This is a genomic window from Arthrobacter ginkgonis (genome assembly GCF_039540195.1).
Classification (GTDB): domain Bacteria; phylum Actinomycetota; class Actinomycetes; order Actinomycetales; family Micrococcaceae; genus Zafaria; species Zafaria ginkgonis.
The window spans coordinates 63,636-79,843 of record NZ_BAABEO010000036.1 but is presented as its reverse complement, the minus strand read 5'-3'; the positions used below and the strand labels follow the sequence as shown (position 1 = coordinate 79,843).

The following is a 16,208-nucleotide window of genomic DNA, read 5'->3' as shown; positions in this document are numbered from 1 at the left end:
AAAAGGAGAGGCCGATGAGCGAGACGAACTTGATCCCGGAAACCTGCCGGCCAGCTTGGGCCCACACGGCGGGCTTCCTTGCCCTTCGCGCGCCGGGAGCGGTGCCCGTCAGCGTGCGGGAACTGGCCGACCGGGACTTGGCGCGGGAGAGCGCTCTGCGCTACAGCTACGCCTATGACGAGCGACGCCTCGAGGTGCTGCGCAGCCTACTCACCGAGGACGCTAAGTTCTCGATCAGCGTGAGCGGGAACGCGGTGCACACCGAGCAGGGCAGGGACACAGTCGTCCAGTGGCTCTCCGACATCATGGAGAGCCAGGACGACCAGCGCCGGCACCTGGTCAGCAACGTCATCATCGAGGACATCACCTCCCACACGGCCGAGATCGTCACCTATCTGGCCGTCTACAGCGTGCGCGAAACCGCCCAGCTGGCCACGACGGGCTTCTACAGGTTCGAACTCGAGAAACACGATTCCGTGTGGCGGATCAGCCACATTTTCGATGGGCTCGACCGCCCCTTCTAGGACGCACCCCATTCCCCGCGCAGCGCTCCCGCTGCCGAAACTCAATGGAGGGCCCGCCATATGCGGACGCCCGACATGGGCAGGCAACCTGACCAAGAACAACAATTTGACGGAGGAAGGCAATGACCGAGATGTTGACCGAAGAAAAGAAGGGCGCGAGGGTGGGCGGCTGCCTCCTGGATCCGGTGATGGTGGGTCCGTACCTGCTGAAGAACCGTTTCGTCCTTCCGCCCCTGACCAGAAGCCGTGCCGGTGCGGGCGATGTGCCCACGGAGATGCACGCGGTGTACTACGCCCAGCGAGCACATGCGGGCCTGCAAATCACCGAAGGCTCGCCCATTAGCCAGCAGGGCACGGGTTTCCCTGGCACGCCTGGCATCTACACCTCGGAGCAGATCGAGGGATGGAAGCGCGTGACGGACGAGGTCCACCGACGCAACAGCAAGATCTTCCTTCAGCTATGGCATGTGGGCCGCCAGTCCCACACATCGCTGCAGAAGGACAACGCCCTTCCGGTCGCGCCTTCCGCCATTGCGGTCAACGGACAAATCTTCACGGCAGACGGACTCCAGGATTTCCAGACCCCGCGGGCTCTCGAACGCGAGGAGATCTCCGACATCGTGAAGGATTTCGGGGCCGCAGCCCGAAACGCGCAAGCAGCGGGTTTCGATGGTGTCGAGATCCATGGAGCCAACGGCTACCTCATCGACCAGTTCCTCTGCGAAGGCTCCAACACGCGGACGGACGAGTACGGGGGGTCCATCGAGAACCGACTTCGGTTCCTCCGCGAAGTCGTCGACGAGGTCGTCTCGGTCTGGGGCGGGGAACGGGTCGGCATCCGGCTGACGCCCTCAAGCACCTACGGCGACATGTTCAGCAGCGACAAATTCGACGTGTACACCGCGGTCGTCAGCGAGCTGAACAAGTACAACCTCGCTTACCTGCATCTCGTCGAACCGAACATCAGCGGCTCCGAAACTGTCGAGGCCGCAGAGGATGCCATTCCCACCAGCCACTTCAGGTCGATCTACACCGGAAAAATCATTGCCGCCGGTGGGCTCTCCTTCGAGGTAGCCGAACAGAAGGTCCAAACGGGCGAGGCCGACCTCGTCGGGTTTGGCAAGGCCTTCATGGCGCACCCGGACCTTCCGCTCCGCTATTCGAACGGAGCCCCCGTGGGGGAACCGGAGCGCGAGACCTATTACGGCGGCGACGAGACCGGCTACACGGACTACCCCAGCTGCGTCGACGAAGACTACTTCGCCCGTTTGCAGGCTGCCCTTGAGTCCGGGGCACTGAACCGGCAGGACGTCCTCGCGTCCCTGAACGCAGGAAACCCGCTTGAGCAGATCGACGGGGGGCTTTACTACTCGCGGCTCAAGCTCAACCGCGAGGCCTCAAAGTAGCTGCACTTCGGTGCCCCTTGGCCGGAAACGAGGCACGCGCCATGCCCCGCACTGCTCGCGCCTGGGCCAAGATCGCGTAGTGCTGTGAAAGGTAAGTATCGGGGCCGTCTACAGACCTTGATGGCATGCCTAGGTCCCTCCCGAGTCGCAACTTTCCAGCGTGGCCCCCGAACGTTTTTACGTCGGGGGCCACACCCCTGACTGCCGTCGGGAACGGCGTTGCCGGATGAGCTTTCCGGCGATCCCACCACCCGAAAACCAGCTAATAGGCGGGATGGTTACGCGTGCCGGTCCGCCCCGCGGAGCCTGACCTTCCCCCTTGGTCCAAGGGACACGATGCTGGTAGCGCAGGCGCCGTAGGCGTCTTGGACGCCAGGGCTGGCCTATGGGCCGAGCCTATACTTCGACTCCGTTCCTCAATTGCCGACAGCCGTCGTTACATCAACTAGAACAGCGATTATTCGCATCTGATGCGAAGTCGCCGTTCCCCTCGTCCTCCCTATGCCGCACCGGTTTCGGGGCGTGGCGGGGATCTGGCGCAGGCCTGCTGGTGGCCCTACCCGGACGCGGAGTGCGCGGCCGCTCGGCTGGGTGGGGCTTGCGACGATGATGCTGTCCGCGTGGCGGCTGATCATACTTCTCTACCGCCCGCACAGGGGCAAATGCCCGCACACGGGTTGGGTCGTCCTTCGTATGGCCTGCCGGAGCTGGCGCCGACTTGCGCACAGCGGCATGCCCGGCTGTTAAGCACGTGTCGCAGGCCAGAGGCCTCACGGGTGCAACCTTGACACCCGCCGTCGGGGCGGTTCGGCCTGCGAGGCCCGCGTGCAACCTGGCAGGCAGGCAGGGTTGATCCCGGCAAGTACGAAGGCTCCCGTGGAAATCCCGGTCTGGTCCGCGTGCCGCAGCGATTGACCCGGCTGGCTCGTTGAGGGGGGAAGGCGCCGAACCGTTGGGAGACCTCGCTTGGTATCGCCACCACGCGGGCCAGTCGATGAATATGGTCGTGTCCTCGTCGACAGCCTGTCCTTCTGCGGAAGCGAAAGTCGCGGTAGCTGCTTCATCGGATTCGAAGCTAAAGACCAACAGCGCCCCGCTTCCACGAATCCGCCATGGATGATGCAAATTGGGAGTCTCCCTGCCGTTTAGCTGCAGGCGCGATTTCACGGCCTCATACCCATGTCCCGCCCTCGAACAGTGAACTGTTTGCGTACATGAAACTGCTCCCCAGTCATCGGATCTGAATTCTTCAGTCCAACTTCTGGGGAGCAGTTCACATCGGTGGCGCTTTGGGCGGCTGATGCCCCCGGAGGTGGGTAGGCCGTGGGGCACTACGCGTTCTGCTGCGCAGGAAACTTGATCTTCCCCAGCAGCTCCTGCAGGGCAATCGCTTGGCGGGGCACGTACTCGGCTATGGTGACCGCGACGACGTCGGCCGTTTCGTGAAGGGCACCGATGATCCGTACGACGGCATCCCGAGTGAGGCCTCCGGGCTCCATCCCTAGGCCAAACACGATGTCGTTGCTGTCGATGACATCGACGTCCAGGTGGATTGCGACCCTTGAGCACCCTGTCGATTCCAGCCAGGCGAGAAGGTTTTCCGGGCCTTCGTTCAAGTCGCTTGGGGTGAAGGTCCTCAGGCCCCAAGCGGCGACGTTGGGTATTTCATCGTCAGCCCACCCGTGCAGGCCGGCCAGGGCGATCCTCGAAGGATCAATGACGGCCGGCAAGGCCTCGAGCACCTCCGGGTCCCCGTGCCCGGTCAGGTGGGAGACGGCCATGGCATGGTACCCGTTGTAGTTGCTTTCCGGCAGGGTGCAGTCCGGATGTGCATCGAGCCAGACGACAGCGAGATCGTCCCCGTACCGCGCCGCAAGGTGGCTGAAGGGGGCAACACTGACCGAGCACTCTCCGCCGAGAGTGGTGATCCGCTGCGGATCGTGGTCCTCGAGGATGGACAACGCGGCGCGGAGCTGAGCGAGCACGGCGTCCCGGGCGTATATCCCCCGGTCGGCGGGGAGGCGCTGGGCGTACCCTGCCACGGGAACGACTGCGGTGTGCTGGTTCTCCGCCGCCGGAACCAGCAGATCCAGGATGCCGGTCCCGAGAGAGTAGCCGGTTTGGCCAAGAGGTCCCGGAAGCTCCGGAGCGAGGGCTGCCACCACTTCCGGCCCCGCGCCCTGCCACTGCGGCCACAGGAGCCTGAGCGCCGTGGTCCCGGCGGCCGTGCCTTTTTCTGTCATGAGTGAGTTGTTCCTTCCACTGCTGCAATGCCATCCCCTTCCGGGACGGCCGATTGTTCGAGGGTGTTCAGGGGTGCCGCCCGCACGGCGGTGAATTCATCGGTGAAATCACGCCCGCGGGTGATAAGCAGGTACGCTCCGGCCGCAACCGCGAGCCCGACGGCGAAGGCGACGTCAGCACCTCCCAGGGCTTTCGCCAAGGGGCCGGTGTAGATTGCGGTGCTGAAGAACGGGACCATGGCCGCAAAGCCCAAACCATAGCTGAGCATCCCGGGGATCCCCCACCGCCCGTAGATGCCCCCATCGGATTTGAGGATGTCGGAAATCGAATAGACGCCGCGCCGGACGAGATAGTAGTCGGTGAGGTTGACCGCGGTCCAGGGAATAAGGAAGTACCCCAAGATGCTGAGGAACGCCGAGAAGGAACCCAAGGTATCGCTGGGCAGCAGGAGGGCCACCGCAATAACCAGAATGCCCGCAATAACGATGGTCGTTGACCTCAAGGCACTTGTGGAACGGAGGGGCCGGAATGCCTCGGCCGCGCTCAGAAGGGAGACGCTGCCGCTGTAGAACGTCAAGGCGCAGGCGATGAGGCAGGACGCGAGGCTGACCACCATGGTGGCTGCGCCGAGCCCGAAACCGAAGGAATTGCCCATATCCCTGATGGCTGTGATGAGGTCCGTTCCCGGGAACGCAATGGCCAGACCGGCGCCCAGGGACTCAAGCCATACTGCCGAGAGAAGCGTGCCGCCAAAAACCGCGGCAGAAACGGCCCGGCCGCTCGTCTTCGACGGCAGATAGCGGGTGTAGTCGGATACGATCGGGGCAATGGCAAGCTGGTAGGTTGCCGCCGCACCCGCTTGGGCCAGGAAAGCCACCGGCGCAAACGCGCTTTGGGAAAACATGGATCCGATAGGCAGGACCGTCAGGGCGGCGACGGTCAAGAGCAGCAGGTTCGCCAGCATTAGGTACGAGGCGATCTTTTCCACGCGAAGCAGAAGCCGATAGCCGACGATCGCCAGGACCACGGCCGCGGCGCCGACCAGCACCGGGAAAAGGATCGGCTGGTCGACCGTCACATCAGCCAGCGACGAGGCGCCGGTTTGGATGAAGAAGACGGCGAATCCGAACTGGACGACGGTCACGGCAGCGAGCGGCAGAATGGCTCCCCGTGAACCGAACTGCACACGCGATTGGATCATTTGAGGCAGACCCATGTGCGGCCCTTGCGCGCCGTGGAAGGCTTGGAACAGGGTGCCGACAATGCTGCCGATGACAATGGCCAAAAGGGTCCAGGAAAGCCCCAGCCCGAAAAGCGGCCCCACCGCCCCGGTGAATAGGGTGATCAAGGTGGCGTTGACCATGAACCAGAACTGCACTTGCGATCTGACCGTGCCGTGCCGTTCTGATTCGGGAACGTGGTCGAAGGAGCGCGATTCCACAAGTGCGTCGCGTTGCTGCATGCGTGTCTCCCGAGTGATGTGAACCATAAGTGGTTGTGGGTGGTGAAACAGTAGGCCGGTTCGGGAGGCATGCGTCGGCGAAATGCGCATGGCACGATCGGCAATTCCGGCACAAGCGCCGATGCCGGCGCGGAGTTAACCGACGCGAAACCTGCCCCGCCTGTACTGTTGTCTTAGAATTGGGACATGAAAGAGTTCCACGCGGGGAGTTCCGATGCGTGGGAAGCCATCTGCGTTGAGCAGTTCCAACTGTGCCGCATCGACTGGGCGGCTTCCTCGTTCGGGGCAGGCCTGCGTGCTACGACCACCATCCCGAACTTCTCCCTGCAACTGCTTACTTCAGGAGCCTTTGGCGTCTCCCGCACACCGCTCCACGCACGCCGCCACGAATCAGACGACCTCATGGTTGTCCTCCAACACGGCGGCGACGCGGGCTTGGTCGAGCACAAGGGTGTGCGCACGGAGCTTGGCGCCGGGGAGGGCATCCTCATCGACACCAGGTTTCCTTACGTCTTCGACTTCCGGAGTCCGGTGCGGCAGACCGTGCTGAAGCTTCCGCGGAACGCCGCAGGGCGCCTCGAAAAGGCCGCCGGCCGCATTATCCCGTTGGCGGACGGCCCTTCCGCCAGAGTGTTCAACACGATCATCAGCGAACTCGTCCGGATGGACGATCACGGAAGCGTCGATGGTGATCAGGCTGGGCAGAAAGCCGGGCGGCTTCGCCCCGAAACCTCCACTCCCGGAGCCGAAGCCAACGTGATCGCGACAGCGGCCATTGACATTCTCGCGGCTATGTATGCCGCAGATCAGGGCGCAAGCAGCGGCTCCCCCGGGCACGAGGCCCTGCTGAGGTCCGCCCAAGACTTCATCCGTTCCCGCTTCTGGGACGTGGAGATGACGCCGGCCCTCGTGGCCGGACACCTGGGCATATCGCCCAGGTTCCTGTCCCAGATCTTCGAACGGTCAGGACACTCGCCTGCCGCATACATTCGCCAAGTCCGACTGGAACAGGCCGAGCGACTGCTCCGGCACCCGTCACAGCGGGACGCTGCGATTTTCGATGTGGGACTGCGCGTGGGCTTTCCGGACGCCACGACTTTCACCAGGGCCTTCAGACGGGCATACGGCGTTGTGCCCTCGGAATACCGCGCCGTTGCATTCCACCCCTAGGACATTCGCGACGAACCGTCCCCGGCCCCACCCCACGCACAAGCACGGCCGCACCAGCAGAAGACCCGCTGTGTGCCCGGACAAACTACGCACGCAAGAGGGCTGTAGGAGGGCTGGGACTCTCTCGGCCTTCCTACAGTCCACCACGTACATAGCCGCTGTTGTTCCACACCCGAGCGTATTCTGGCGTTCGGCCCGAGTCGCCGTCCTGAAGGAACGACCGCCTGTCCGGCCCATCGGTTGTGGTCAAGTGGGTCTATGCCGGCACCCTCGTAGGTTCGCCAATAGGCGTGAGCAGGTTTCCGATCCCGTCGATTTCCACTTCAACAATGTCCCCGGCTTGGAGGTAGATCTGAGGGGTGCGGCCCTTCCCTACTCCCCCGGGCGTTCCGGTGAGGATCAGGTCTCCTGGACGCAGCGGCAGGATGGTGGAGAGATAGGCCACCAGCTGCGCCGGTTTGAACAGCAGGTCCGCGACTGGATGCTCCTGCATGGTCTGTCCATTGACGGTGGTGCGCAGCGTTGCTTGGGCCGGGTCGAACTCGTCCGCAGTCACCATGACCGGACCCACCGGCGTGGAGCGCGCCCAGATCTTTCCTTGCAGCCATTCCTGGGTGCGTGCCTGCCAGCCCCGCATCGAAATGTCGTTGGCCGCCGCATACCCTGCGATATGTTTCCCGGCCTCACCCTCCCCTACCCTGTAGGCGGTCCTGCCGATGACGACGGCAAGCTCGCCTTCCCAGTCGAGGTCCGGATCCTCAGGGACGGCGGCGACGGCATCGGCCGGACCGGTGAGGGTGTCCGCGAATTTGGCGAATACCGTCGGATAGGCGGGCAGTTCCCGGCCCATCTCCAGGATGTGCTCGGTGTAATTCAGGCCCACGCACAGCACCTTGGATGGGCGCGGGACGACGGCCTCCAGCTCGGCATCGGCGGCCGGGTGACGTTTCCCCGAGGCGGTAGCGGCGATTCCTCGCCAATCCTCTTCAGCCAGGAGGACGCCGAGGTCGGAGTAGCCGGGGATCTCCGTGAAGGTGCCGCCGACGGGGGTGCCGTCAAGGCGGGCGGCCGTAGTGGTCCCGTTCGCTCGCAGGGTCGCCAATTTCATCCGTTGTCCTCTTTCGTAGTCCGCTGTTGTGGTCCGGATCACTCCTCTGCTCCCGGTAGAACAGCACCGGCGAGCCATCATCCAACTGGTTGAAGGGTGCGAAGTGCGCCGGGAGCAGGACGTGGCCTCCGCCGTCCTGCTGTCCATGGAGTGCGCCGGGAAGGGGTGAGCCGGGGAAGCGCTAACACGCCATCGTGGGCTGGTCTGACGCGTCCGTCCCCGCCTTTGATGGACGCGTTCGCCCCTTGCTACGTGTGCTACCGTCCGCTAAGCATTTCCCCGAAGCTGTCGGCAGCGGCCGTTGAGGCTGTCTCAGATGTCTCGCACCGCAGGATTCGGGCAGCGTATTCGTTGCCATTGCGAATGGAGGCGGCGAGGGGCGTCCCGGCGGTCTCGCGGAGGAAGGCATCGGCAGTCAGCCGGCCTCGGGCAATCTGCCCCCTTATCTGGGAAAGACGCACTTCTCCGGTCAGGCTCGGGTAGTCCGTGAAGCCCGTTTCGGAACCGCCGTAGAAGTATTCACGACGCGGCGTATTGAGGGGAGCATCCGCGGCGAAGCGCTCGGGAAGATCGGGATTGGCTATGAACAAGCGTCCATAGCCGACCAGGTCGGCTGTGCCCTCCTGTACCGCGAGGTTACCGCTCTCGGCCGAATGCTCACCCGTCACAATCACCCGGCCATCAAAAAGTGATGCGAGTCCCGCGGTAGAAACCGTTTGGACATCCTCCAGATCTCCCACGGTGCCGGCTCCATCCACAGACGGCTCAACCAGATGGAGGTAGGCGAGGCCGAACTTGTTCAGCTCCATAACCACTTCTTGGTAGAGGCTCTCCTTGTCCTCGTCGAAGCAGTCCATCCAGGTTGCGGACGGGGAAATTCGGACGCCAACGCGATCGGGACCCCACACGTGCGCCACTGCATTGACGACTTCGGTTAGGAAACGGATCCGGTGCGTCTGGGAGCCGCCGTATTCATCCGCCCTGAGGTTTGATCCCCCGTTCAGGAACTGGTCAATGAGATACCCGTTGGCTGCATGGATCTCCACGCCGTCAAATCCTGCGAGCTTGGCGTTTTCGGCGGCGAGGGCGTACTCCTGGATAATCCCCGCAACCTCGTCGTGCTCCAGTGCGGACGGTTCAACCAGGTCCACCAGCCCATCGGCAGTGAAGATCTTCCAGTTGACCACCCGCACCGCTGACGGGGCGACGGGAGGGGTACCGCCGGGCTGGACTGAGGGGTGGGATACGCGGCCCGCATGCCAGAGTTGCATGAAAACGGTGCCGCCTCGGGAATGGACTGCGTCGGCGACTTTTTTCCACGCATCCACGTGCTCGTCACGCCAAATCCCGGGTACACCGGGGTATGCAACGGCTTGCGGGCTGACAGCCGCGCCCTCGCAGATTAGGAGCCCAGCCGAAGCCCTTTGCGCATAGTAGGTAACCATTTCATCGGTGACCCTGTTCTCTGAATCGGCACGATTACGGGTCAAGGGGGGCATCACGATCCGATTACGAAGGGTGTAGGGACCGAGCGTGACAGGACTTTGGAGTAGGTTTTTCAAGAATTGTTCCCTCATTACTAGTGATTCGATTAGTGCGGCCACAGGGTGGGAAGGAGCCCCTTTTGCCGGTGTCCCCGCGATGAGCTTGTTTCCGCCGCCGGCTGCATGAGGCCACGGCTGTTCCCACTGGAGGCGCGTCGGTTATGCGCGTCGTCGCAGGGGCCAGGGACCCATCCAGCATGCGGGGCGGCGATCGGCTGCGGGCCGTGTTCCTCAGGAACGCCAGAACAAAATCCGTAACGTGCCTGGAGGCCGGGGCCGCTGTCAGAAGCCCCACGGCGCTGGGAGCGCTCTGGGCTAGGCCAGTTCGCCCCACTGGCCGCGGTGGAACAGCAGCGGACGGGCGTCGTCCCGCTGGCCGAAGGACTCGACGCGGGCCAGAAGCAGGACGTGGTCACCACCGTCGTATGCAGCCCATGGAGTGCATTGGAAGTGCGCCAGGGAGTCGTCGATGCGCGGGGCCGATTCGCCTACGAGCCAATCGACGGTATGCCCGTCCTGTGGCTTGCCCGCGAATTGCAGGGCGCTAGCCAGCTGGTCCTCGGCCATCACGTTGATGGCGAATGGACGGTCCATGAGGTAGGCCAAGGCCCGGGAGGTGCGCATAAGCGAGACCATGACCAGTGGCGGCTCTAGCGAGACCGAGGTGAAGGAGTTCACCGTCATCCCATAGTTGGTGCCCTGGGACGCGTAGGTCAGGACGGTGACGCCGGTGGCGAAGTTGCCCAGCGTGTTGCGTAGGGCGCGCGGGTCGAGGGCAGAGACGTTGCTGTTGGCAGCTTGGCATCCGGTAAGCATGGTGGCCTCCGCACGGGTCTGGATGGCAGGGGCGGCAAGGACGTTATTCATGGTTTCTACCTCCTAAGAGGAATAGAGAGAGGAAGTGACAGGGAGCTTGGGCTTTTGGGTTGTTCTTTGCCACAGGTGGTGACGTTATTCGGCACTGCAGCCAGCCACCGCGAGGGCCTCGATCTCCACGAGGATCTCCGGCTTGGCCAAAGCGGAGACCTCGACCAGGGTGCAGGCGGGGAAGTTGCCGGTGAAGAACTCCTTGCGGGCCTTCCAGACCTGGGAGTTGTTGGCCATGTTCGTCACGAAGATGGTCATCTTCACGACGTCGTCCATCACCGCTCCGGCGGCCTCCACCAGGTCCTTGATCTTCTGGAAGATGACCTTGGCCTGTTCGTACTCCCCGTCGCCCTGGATGGTCCGCCCGTCAAGGCCGCGGGCCGTCATTCCGGAGACGGTGATCAGGTCGCCGATGCGCAGGCAGTTGGACCACATGCCTTCGGCGGGTTCGCCGACGGCATCGGAAAAGAAGCGTTGCTTCCTGGTCGAGGTTTCTGCAGCGAGGTTCATGGTGTCTCCTAGAGGTTGATCCGGTTATCCCAGGCGGAGGTGCCGCCCCAGTTCACGCACACGCTCTGGCGGCGCATGAAGCCCTGCCACGCGTCGGAGCCGGCGGTGCGTCCGCCCCCGGTCTCCTTCTCGCCGCCGAAGGCGGCGCCGACGTCCGCGCCGGTGGTGCCCATGTTGATGCGCACGATCCCACAGTCGCTGCCGCGGGCGGAGAGGAAGGTTTCGATGTTGGTCAGGTTGGTGGAGTGCATGCCGGAGGCCAGGCCCTGGGCGACGTTGTTGTGGATCTCGATGGCCTCCTCAAGGGTCTCGTAGGTCAGCACGGAGACGATGGGAGCGAACGTCTCCTCCTGCGCGATTTCGAAGTGCGGCTGCACGCCGGTCACGATCGCCGGCTCCACGTACAGGCCGGGGCGGTCCATGACCTCGCCTCCGTAGGCCACGGTGGCGCCTTCCTTCACGGCGCCGGCGAGCGCATTGCGGTAGTCCTCCACGGCGGCGCCGTCGATGAGGGGGCCGACAACGGCCGCCGGGTCGCGCGGATCGCCGATCCTGATCTGGTCGAACGCCTTCTTCATCAGCTCCACAAGCTCGTCGGCGATGCTGGAGTGGGCGATCACTCGGCGGGTGCTGGTGCAGCGCTGACCGGTGGTACCGACGACGCCGAAGGTCAGCGCCTTGGCGGCCAGCTCCAGGTCGGCGGTCTCGTCCACGATGCAGCCGTTGTTGCCGGAGCACTCCAGCTGGTAGCGGCGGCCCAGCGTGGAGCCAACGATGTTGGCGACCTTCTTGCCCACCGAGGTGGAACCGGTGAAGGAGACCATGGCGATCCGGGTGTCGGAGACCAGCTTCTCGGCCACGTCGTTATCGCTGGGGATCAGGAGGGAGAAGACGCCCTCGCAGCCCATTTCCGCGGCGGCCCGGTTGACCAGCTTCTGCACCGCGATGGCGGTGAGCGGGACCTTCGGGCTGGGCTTCCAGATGACGGTGTTGCCGGCGATCGCGGAGAGGAATCCGTTCTGCGCCCACACCGCGGCCGGGAAGTTGTAGGCGCTGATGATGCCCACCACGCCCAGCGGCAGCCACTGGTCGTACATGCGGTGTTCGGGGCGCTGGGACTGCTGGGTGTAGCCGTAGAGCATGCGGGCCTGGCCGGCGGCCAGCGTAGACATGTCCACGACCTCGCGCAGCTCGCCCTTGGCCTCCATGGTGGACTTGCCGGTGTCCAGGCAAACGACCGCTGCCAGCGCGTCCAGGTTTTCCTCGATCAGCTGGCCGATGCGGCGCACGAATTCGCCGCGGCGAGGAGCCGGGACCATGCGCCACTTCTTCTGGGTCTCCAGCGACGCGGCGAGGACCCTCTCGAAGTCCTCGGCGTCGGAGGCCGCCACGTGGCCGACGGTCTCGCCGTCGGCCGGGCACCGGGTCTCGATCACGTCGCGGCCGGCGGTTGGTCCCCAGCCCGTGGCGTCGGAGTATGTTCCGGAATGCACCTGGTCCAGGTCGAACCGGGCCAACGCCTCGGCGGCGTTGAAGAGGGCTTCCTTGGTTTCAAGCATGGTTTCTCGCAATCCTTGCGTTTTGGGCTAGTTCTTGGCGAGGAACTCGCCGATGGTTTCGTCCGTGTGGTACTCGGGCTTTTCGTAGTAGTGCGGGCCGTCGTAGATCTCGATCAGGAGGCTGCGCTCATGGGCAACGGTGGGCCCGTGCGGGTGATCCTTCGGGTTCATGTAGAAGGAGCCCGGCTTCAGCCGCAGCCCGGAGTCCGTGTACTCGTAGTCGCCTTCGAGGCAGTACATGAACTGGTTCGACGCGTGCGTGTGCTTGGTCGGGATGGTGCCGCCCTGCTGGTAGTCGAGCAGCGCGATGCTGGCACCGGTTTCCTCGTTCTTGAAGAGGAAGTATTGGCGGAACCCGTAGTCCGGGTAGTCGATCCAGTTCTCCTCGTTCAGGTCCCCCTGATGGATCAGGATCTCCAGCGACTTCATCAGTTCGGGATTGACGTTCACTTTTTCTCCAGTTCCGGGCGGCCCGCGGCCACCCATTCGTCGTATTCGGCCCGGCTCTCCGGCGTGGCCGGGAAGAGCCCGAAGATGGATCGGCCGTTGGCGATGTGCAAGGCGGCGAAGTCCTCGTACTCGACGGCGTCCAGCGCCTCGTCCGCCACCTCCTCCACGAGGTGCCGGGGGATGACGACGACGCCGTCGCGGTCGCCCACCAGCACGTCGCCCGGATAGACGGCCACCCCAGCGCAGCCCACCGGTTCGTCAAGAGCAACCGGGTGCAGGGCGATCGGCGTGGCCGGCGGCGCGTTGCGCACCTGGTAGCAGGGCAGCCCGGTGGCCTCGATGGCCGCCGAGTCGCGGTAGCCGCCGTCGGTCACCACGCCGCTGACGCCGCGGTGCCTGAGCCGGGCCGCCATCATGTCCCCCATGGAGGACGCCTGCAGGGACCCGAAGGCGTCGATCACCAGGACGGCGCCGGGCGGGCATTCCTCGATCGCGCGGCGGTGCTTGTTGTCCGTGCGGCCGTAGTTGGCCATGCTGTCCAGGTCCTCCCGCGCCGGGATGAACCGGAGCGTGTAGGCCGGGCCCACCAGCTGCGGCTGGTCCTGGGCCAGGGGCGCGAGCCCAAGCATCATGACGTTCCGGAAGCCGCGGGCCAGCAGGACGTTGGCGACGTTGGCCGAACCGACCTTCAGCAGCTTGTCGCGGACGTTCGTGTCCAGTTCGACAGCGGCCGGCGACGCGGTGGCGGTGGCGCTCACTGGAAGAACTCCAGCGGCGGTCGGTTGCCCCACTGCGTGGTGTCGCTGGCGGTGCCGTTGAACCGGCCGGGCCGGTGGCTGGCATCGACAACGTCGCCGTCGGTGTAATGTTCGATCCTAAATCCGAACGGGTCCTTCCAGTAGTCGAACACCTGGCTGCCCAGCAGGTGCCGGCCCACGCCGACATCGGGTGTGTAGCCTTCCTGGAGCAGGAAGTCATGAGACGACATCACCGCGTCCAGGTCAGTGACCTCATAGGCAGCGTGGTGCACACCCACCCAGTCCGATTGCAGGACGAGCATGAAGTGGTGGTCGACCAGTTGCTCCCCCAGGTCCAGGCGGACGAAGGTGCCCACGATCGGGCCCTCCTCGCCCGGCGGCAGGAAGTAGTCCGAGGGCAGGAAGTTGAAGCGGTCGTTCAGCCACGCCATCGTTTCGTCGTGATCGCTGACGTGCAGCACGAAGTGGCCCAGCCGGGCGATCGTGCAGGGCGCCACGGACTGCCGAACAAAGGAACTGACGCGGTTCTTGTCGCGGATGTTGTTGAACGCGAACGGCTCCCGGTCTCTGAGGGGCTCGAACTTCTCCCGGCCCCAGATCGCCTTGATCTCGATGCCGTCTGGGGTGTGCATGACGACCTCCCATCCGCCGCCCGGCTCAAGGGCCTCACGGACACGCGACGATCCGGGCAGCGCGGCCAGCTCATCGAGGTCCTCCCGGGCGGCGACCTCGATGGACGCGCCGATGAAGCGCTGTCTGGGCGCCTTGCGGGTCACGTGGATGTGGTGCTGGGTGCCGGTGCCCCGCATGTACAGGACGTTTTCGTCGCTTCCGTCCACCTTGGTCATCCCGAAGGCGGTCAGGAACTTCTCCATCACGTCCAGGTCGGGTGCTTCGTAGGTGACCTGGGCGGCGTCGACTGCTGTAGCCATGAGTCCTCCTGTGGCTGGGATAAAAGGTGGGCTAGGCCTTGAGGATGCTGACGTCGTCCGGACCCACGAGGTCCGTCACGGTCCAGCCGTCCAGGTCGTACTCGTCCAGCGCCGACTGCGCGAAGGCCTTGCAGTAGTCCAGGACGCCGTTACCCATGGCCCCGAAGAGGTTGGTCTGCCGGGTGACGTCGTTGCTGCCGATGTAGTTGATCTCGTACAGCTCGTGGCGGGCGCCAAACTCGGTGCCGATCGCGTCCCAGAGCATCTTCATGACCTTGACGCGTTCCTCGGCGTCGATGCCGCCGGTGCCACGCACGTAGGTGTCCAGGTACGGGCGGATCTCGGGGGTCTTGAAGTCCTGGGCATGAGAGTTGAGGTAGATCAAGCCGCTGGCGACGACCTGCTCGATGATGTTCTTGACCTTGGGCATGGCCAACTGGTTCATGACCCGGTAGGCGCCGGCGAACTGCGGGTCGGGCTGGATCATCCCGTTCTTCCACGGGACCTCGCTTTTGGCCATGGCGTCGGAGAGGGCCCAGAAGGTGTTGCGCCAAGCAATGACCTCGCCCAGCTGGGACTTGACGCCGTGGAACTCGTTCGTCCCGGTGACCTCCAGGGCGCGGGTCAGCAGCCCGACGAGGAAGTCCATTTTGACCGCGAAGCGGGTGCAGCCGTGCAGGGACGCGCGCTCGAGGTAGCCGGAGTGGATGTTGTATCGGTTGGCCTGCTCGAGGTCGTTGTGCATGAGGACGTTCTCCCAAGGCACGAACACGTTGTCCAGGACCAGGATGGCGTCGTTCTCGTCCAGCCGGCTGGAGAGGGGGTAGTCGAACGGACTACCCAGGACCGCGGCGCGGTACTCGTTGGAAACACGGCTGATGAGCTTCACCCCCGGCGCGTTGGTGGGGGTGATGAACACTGGGCAGTACGCCGGGTCCTGGATCGGTACCTGGCCCACGTGCCCCACGTAGGTGTAGTGAGTCAGCGCGGAGCCGGTGGCGACGACCTTGGCGCCGGAGACGTAGATGCCGCCTTCGGTCTCCTTGGTGACGCGCACGAACACGTCCTTGCCTGCCTCAGCACCGGCGCCGCGGTCCACGGGTGGGTTCACAATGGCGTGGTTGATGAACCATGTCTTCTCCTGGGCCTTGCGGTACCAGTTGCGCGCGTTGTCCTCGAAGCCACGGTAGAACTCGGCGTTGGCGCCCAGCGTGGCCAGGAAGCAGCCCTTGTAGTCGGGGGAACGGCCCATCCAGCCCCAGGCGATCTTCTGCCATTCGGCGATGGCGTCGCGCTGGGCCACCTGCTCCTGCACCGATTCCGGGGCCCGGTAGAAGCGGTGAGTGAACCCGCCCCACTCGGTTGGTGCGGTCAGGATGTCCTTGCGCTCCGGATCGTGGAGGGCGTCGTACATGCGAGCGATCATACGCGCCGAGTTTCGGAACGCCGGGTGCTCGGCAACGTTCTCCACCCGCTCCCCGTAGATCCAGACCTCGCGCCCGTCGTTCAGGCTCTCCAGATACTCCTGGCCGGTGAAGGGAAAGTACTGCTTCTCCGTGCCGGTTTTCACCGACGGATTGATACTTGTAACGCTCATGACTTGGACGTCCTTTCTGCAGCGTAGGAAATCAATGCGACACGGTTTGGTTTGTGCCTGGGAATCGGCTGGGGCCG

At 64.3% G+C, this 16,208-nt stretch carries 14 protein-coding genes; 3 read left to right on the top strand and 11 right to left on the bottom strand.

The features are described 5' to 3' along the window. The first annotated feature begins 14 nt into the window (after positions 1–14). Positions 15–524 (top strand): nuclear transport factor 2 family protein, encoded by a 510-nt coding sequence (locus ABD912_RS23090; RefSeq protein WP_345154773.1) that lies wholly within the window; start codon positions 15–17, stop codon positions 522–524. Between the two features lie 122 nt (positions 525–646). After that, positions 647–1,930, top strand: a complete 1,284-nt coding sequence (locus tag ABD912_RS23085) for an alkene reductase (protein WP_345154771.1) — start codon at positions 647–649, stop codon at positions 1,928–1,930. A 1,331-nt stretch (positions 1,931–3,261) separates the two neighbouring features. Here the strand turns inward: ABD912_RS23085 and ABD912_RS23080 are convergent. Together ABD912_RS23080 and ABD912_RS23075 are read right to left on the bottom strand one after the other, a co-directional pair. After that, entirely contained in the window at positions 3,262–4,173 is a 912-nt protein-coding gene (locus ABD912_RS23080; RefSeq protein WP_345154769.1) for an arginase family protein, read from the bottom strand. Then, positions 4,170–5,636 carry a purine-cytosine permease family protein gene (locus ABD912_RS23075; protein ID WP_345154768.1) on the bottom strand — a complete coding sequence of 489 codons (1,467 nt, stop codon included), beginning with the start codon at positions 5,634–5,636 and terminating at the stop codon, positions 4,170–4,172. Before ABD912_RS23075 ends, ABD912_RS23080 begins: the two co-directional genes overlap by 4 nt. A 186-nt stretch (positions 5,637–5,822) precedes the next feature. On the opposite strand from ABD912_RS23075, the gene ABD912_RS23070 reads away from it, so the two are divergent. Continuing rightward, positions 5,823–6,806 carry a helix-turn-helix domain-containing protein gene (locus ABD912_RS23070; RefSeq protein ID WP_345154767.1) on the top strand — a complete coding sequence of 328 codons (984 nt, stop codon included), beginning with the start codon at positions 5,823–5,825 and terminating at the stop codon, positions 6,804–6,806. Between the two features lie 256 nt (positions 6,807–7,062). Here ABD912_RS23070 and ABD912_RS23065 read toward each other — a convergent pair whose 3' ends face one another. The 9 genes from ABD912_RS23065 to ABD912_RS23025 form a co-directional block, all read right to left on the bottom strand. Continuing rightward, positions 7,063–7,914 carry a fumarylacetoacetate hydrolase family protein gene (locus ABD912_RS23065; protein WP_345154766.1) on the bottom strand — a complete coding sequence of 284 codons (852 nt, stop codon included), beginning with the start codon at positions 7,912–7,914 and terminating at the stop codon, positions 7,063–7,065. A gap of 257 nt (positions 7,915–8,171) precedes the next feature. Then, a complete protein-coding gene (locus ABD912_RS23060; protein WP_345154764.1) occupies positions 8,172–9,491 on the bottom strand; it encodes an alkene reductase in 1,320 nt (439 codons plus the stop codon). A gap of 282 nt (positions 9,492–9,773) precedes the next feature. Next, entirely contained in the window at positions 9,774–10,325 is a 552-nt protein-coding gene (locus ABD912_RS23055) for a flavin reductase family protein (protein ID WP_345154762.1), read from the bottom strand. An 84-nt stretch (positions 10,326–10,409) separates the two neighbouring features. Beyond that, the gene (locus tag ABD912_RS23050; protein ID WP_345154760.1) at positions 10,410–10,835 is read right to left on the bottom strand and encodes a RidA family protein; all 426 of its coding nucleotides are present in this window, start codon (positions 10,833–10,835) and stop codon (positions 10,410–10,412) included. A gap of 8 nt (positions 10,836–10,843) precedes the next feature. Then, complete coding sequence (locus tag ABD912_RS23045; protein ID WP_345154758.1) at positions 10,844–12,394, bottom strand: aldehyde dehydrogenase family protein; 1,551 nt, start codon at positions 12,392–12,394, stop codon at positions 10,844–10,846. 27 nt (positions 12,395–12,421) lie between these two features. Beyond that, positions 12,422–12,844 carry a cupin domain-containing protein gene (locus ABD912_RS23040; RefSeq protein WP_345154756.1) on the bottom strand — a complete coding sequence of 141 codons (423 nt, stop codon included), beginning with the start codon at positions 12,842–12,844 and terminating at the stop codon, positions 12,422–12,424. After that, entirely contained in the window at positions 12,841–13,602 is a 762-nt protein-coding gene (locus ABD912_RS23035) for a ribonuclease activity regulator RraA (RefSeq protein WP_345154754.1), read from the bottom strand. The genes ABD912_RS23040 and ABD912_RS23035 overlap by 4 nt, the downstream gene beginning before the upstream one ends. Further along, entirely contained in the window at positions 13,599–14,534 is a 936-nt protein-coding gene (locus tag ABD912_RS23030; protein WP_345154753.1) for a VOC family protein, read from the bottom strand. The genes ABD912_RS23035 and ABD912_RS23030 overlap by 4 nt, the downstream gene beginning before the upstream one ends. Positions 14,535–14,565: 31 nt before the next feature. Further along, entirely contained in the window at positions 14,566–16,131 is a 1,566-nt protein-coding gene (locus tag ABD912_RS23025) for a 4-hydroxyphenylacetate 3-hydroxylase N-terminal domain-containing protein (RefSeq protein WP_345154751.1), read from the bottom strand. Positions 16,132–16,208: the final 77 nt, after the last annotated feature.

Coding starts and splice junctions, on each gene's coding strand:
- ABD912_RS23090 (WP_345154773.1), top strand. CDS start 15: ATGAGCGAGACGAACTTGATCCCGGAAACCTGCCGGCCAGCTTGGGCC.
- ABD912_RS23085 (WP_345154771.1), top strand. CDS start 647: ATGACCGAGATGTTGACCGAAGAAAAGAAGGGCGCGAGGGTGGGCGGC.
- ABD912_RS23080 (WP_345154769.1), bottom strand. CDS start 4,173: ATGACAGAAAAAGGCACGGCCGCCGGGACCACGGCGCTCAGGCTCCTG.
- ABD912_RS23075 (WP_345154768.1), bottom strand. CDS start 5,636: ATGCAGCAACGCGACGCACTTGTGGAATCGCGCTCCTTCGACCACGTT.
- ABD912_RS23070 (WP_345154767.1), top strand. CDS start 5,823: ATGAAAGAGTTCCACGCGGGGAGTTCCGATGCGTGGGAAGCCATCTGC.
- ABD912_RS23065 (WP_345154766.1), bottom strand. CDS start 7,914: ATGAAATTGGCGACCCTGCGAGCGAACGGGACCACTACGGCCGCCCGC.
- ABD912_RS23060 (WP_345154764.1), bottom strand. CDS start 9,491: ATGAGGGAACAATTCTTGAAAAACCTACTCCAAAGTCCTGTCACGCTC.
- ABD912_RS23055 (WP_345154762.1), bottom strand. CDS start 10,325: ATGAATAACGTCCTTGCCGCCCCTGCCATCCAGACCCGTGCGGAGGCC.
- ABD912_RS23050 (WP_345154760.1), bottom strand. CDS start 10,835: ATGAACCTCGCTGCAGAAACCTCGACCAGGAAGCAACGCTTCTTTTCC.
- ABD912_RS23045 (WP_345154758.1), bottom strand. CDS start 12,394: ATGCTTGAAACCAAGGAAGCCCTCTTCAACGCCGCCGAGGCGTTGGCC.
- ABD912_RS23030 (WP_345154753.1), bottom strand. CDS start 14,534: ATGGCTACAGCAGTCGACGCCGCCCAGGTCACCTACGAAGCACCCGAC.
- ABD912_RS23025 (WP_345154751.1), bottom strand. CDS start 16,131: ATGAGCGTTACAAGTATCAATCCGTCGGTGAAAACCGGCACGGAGAAG.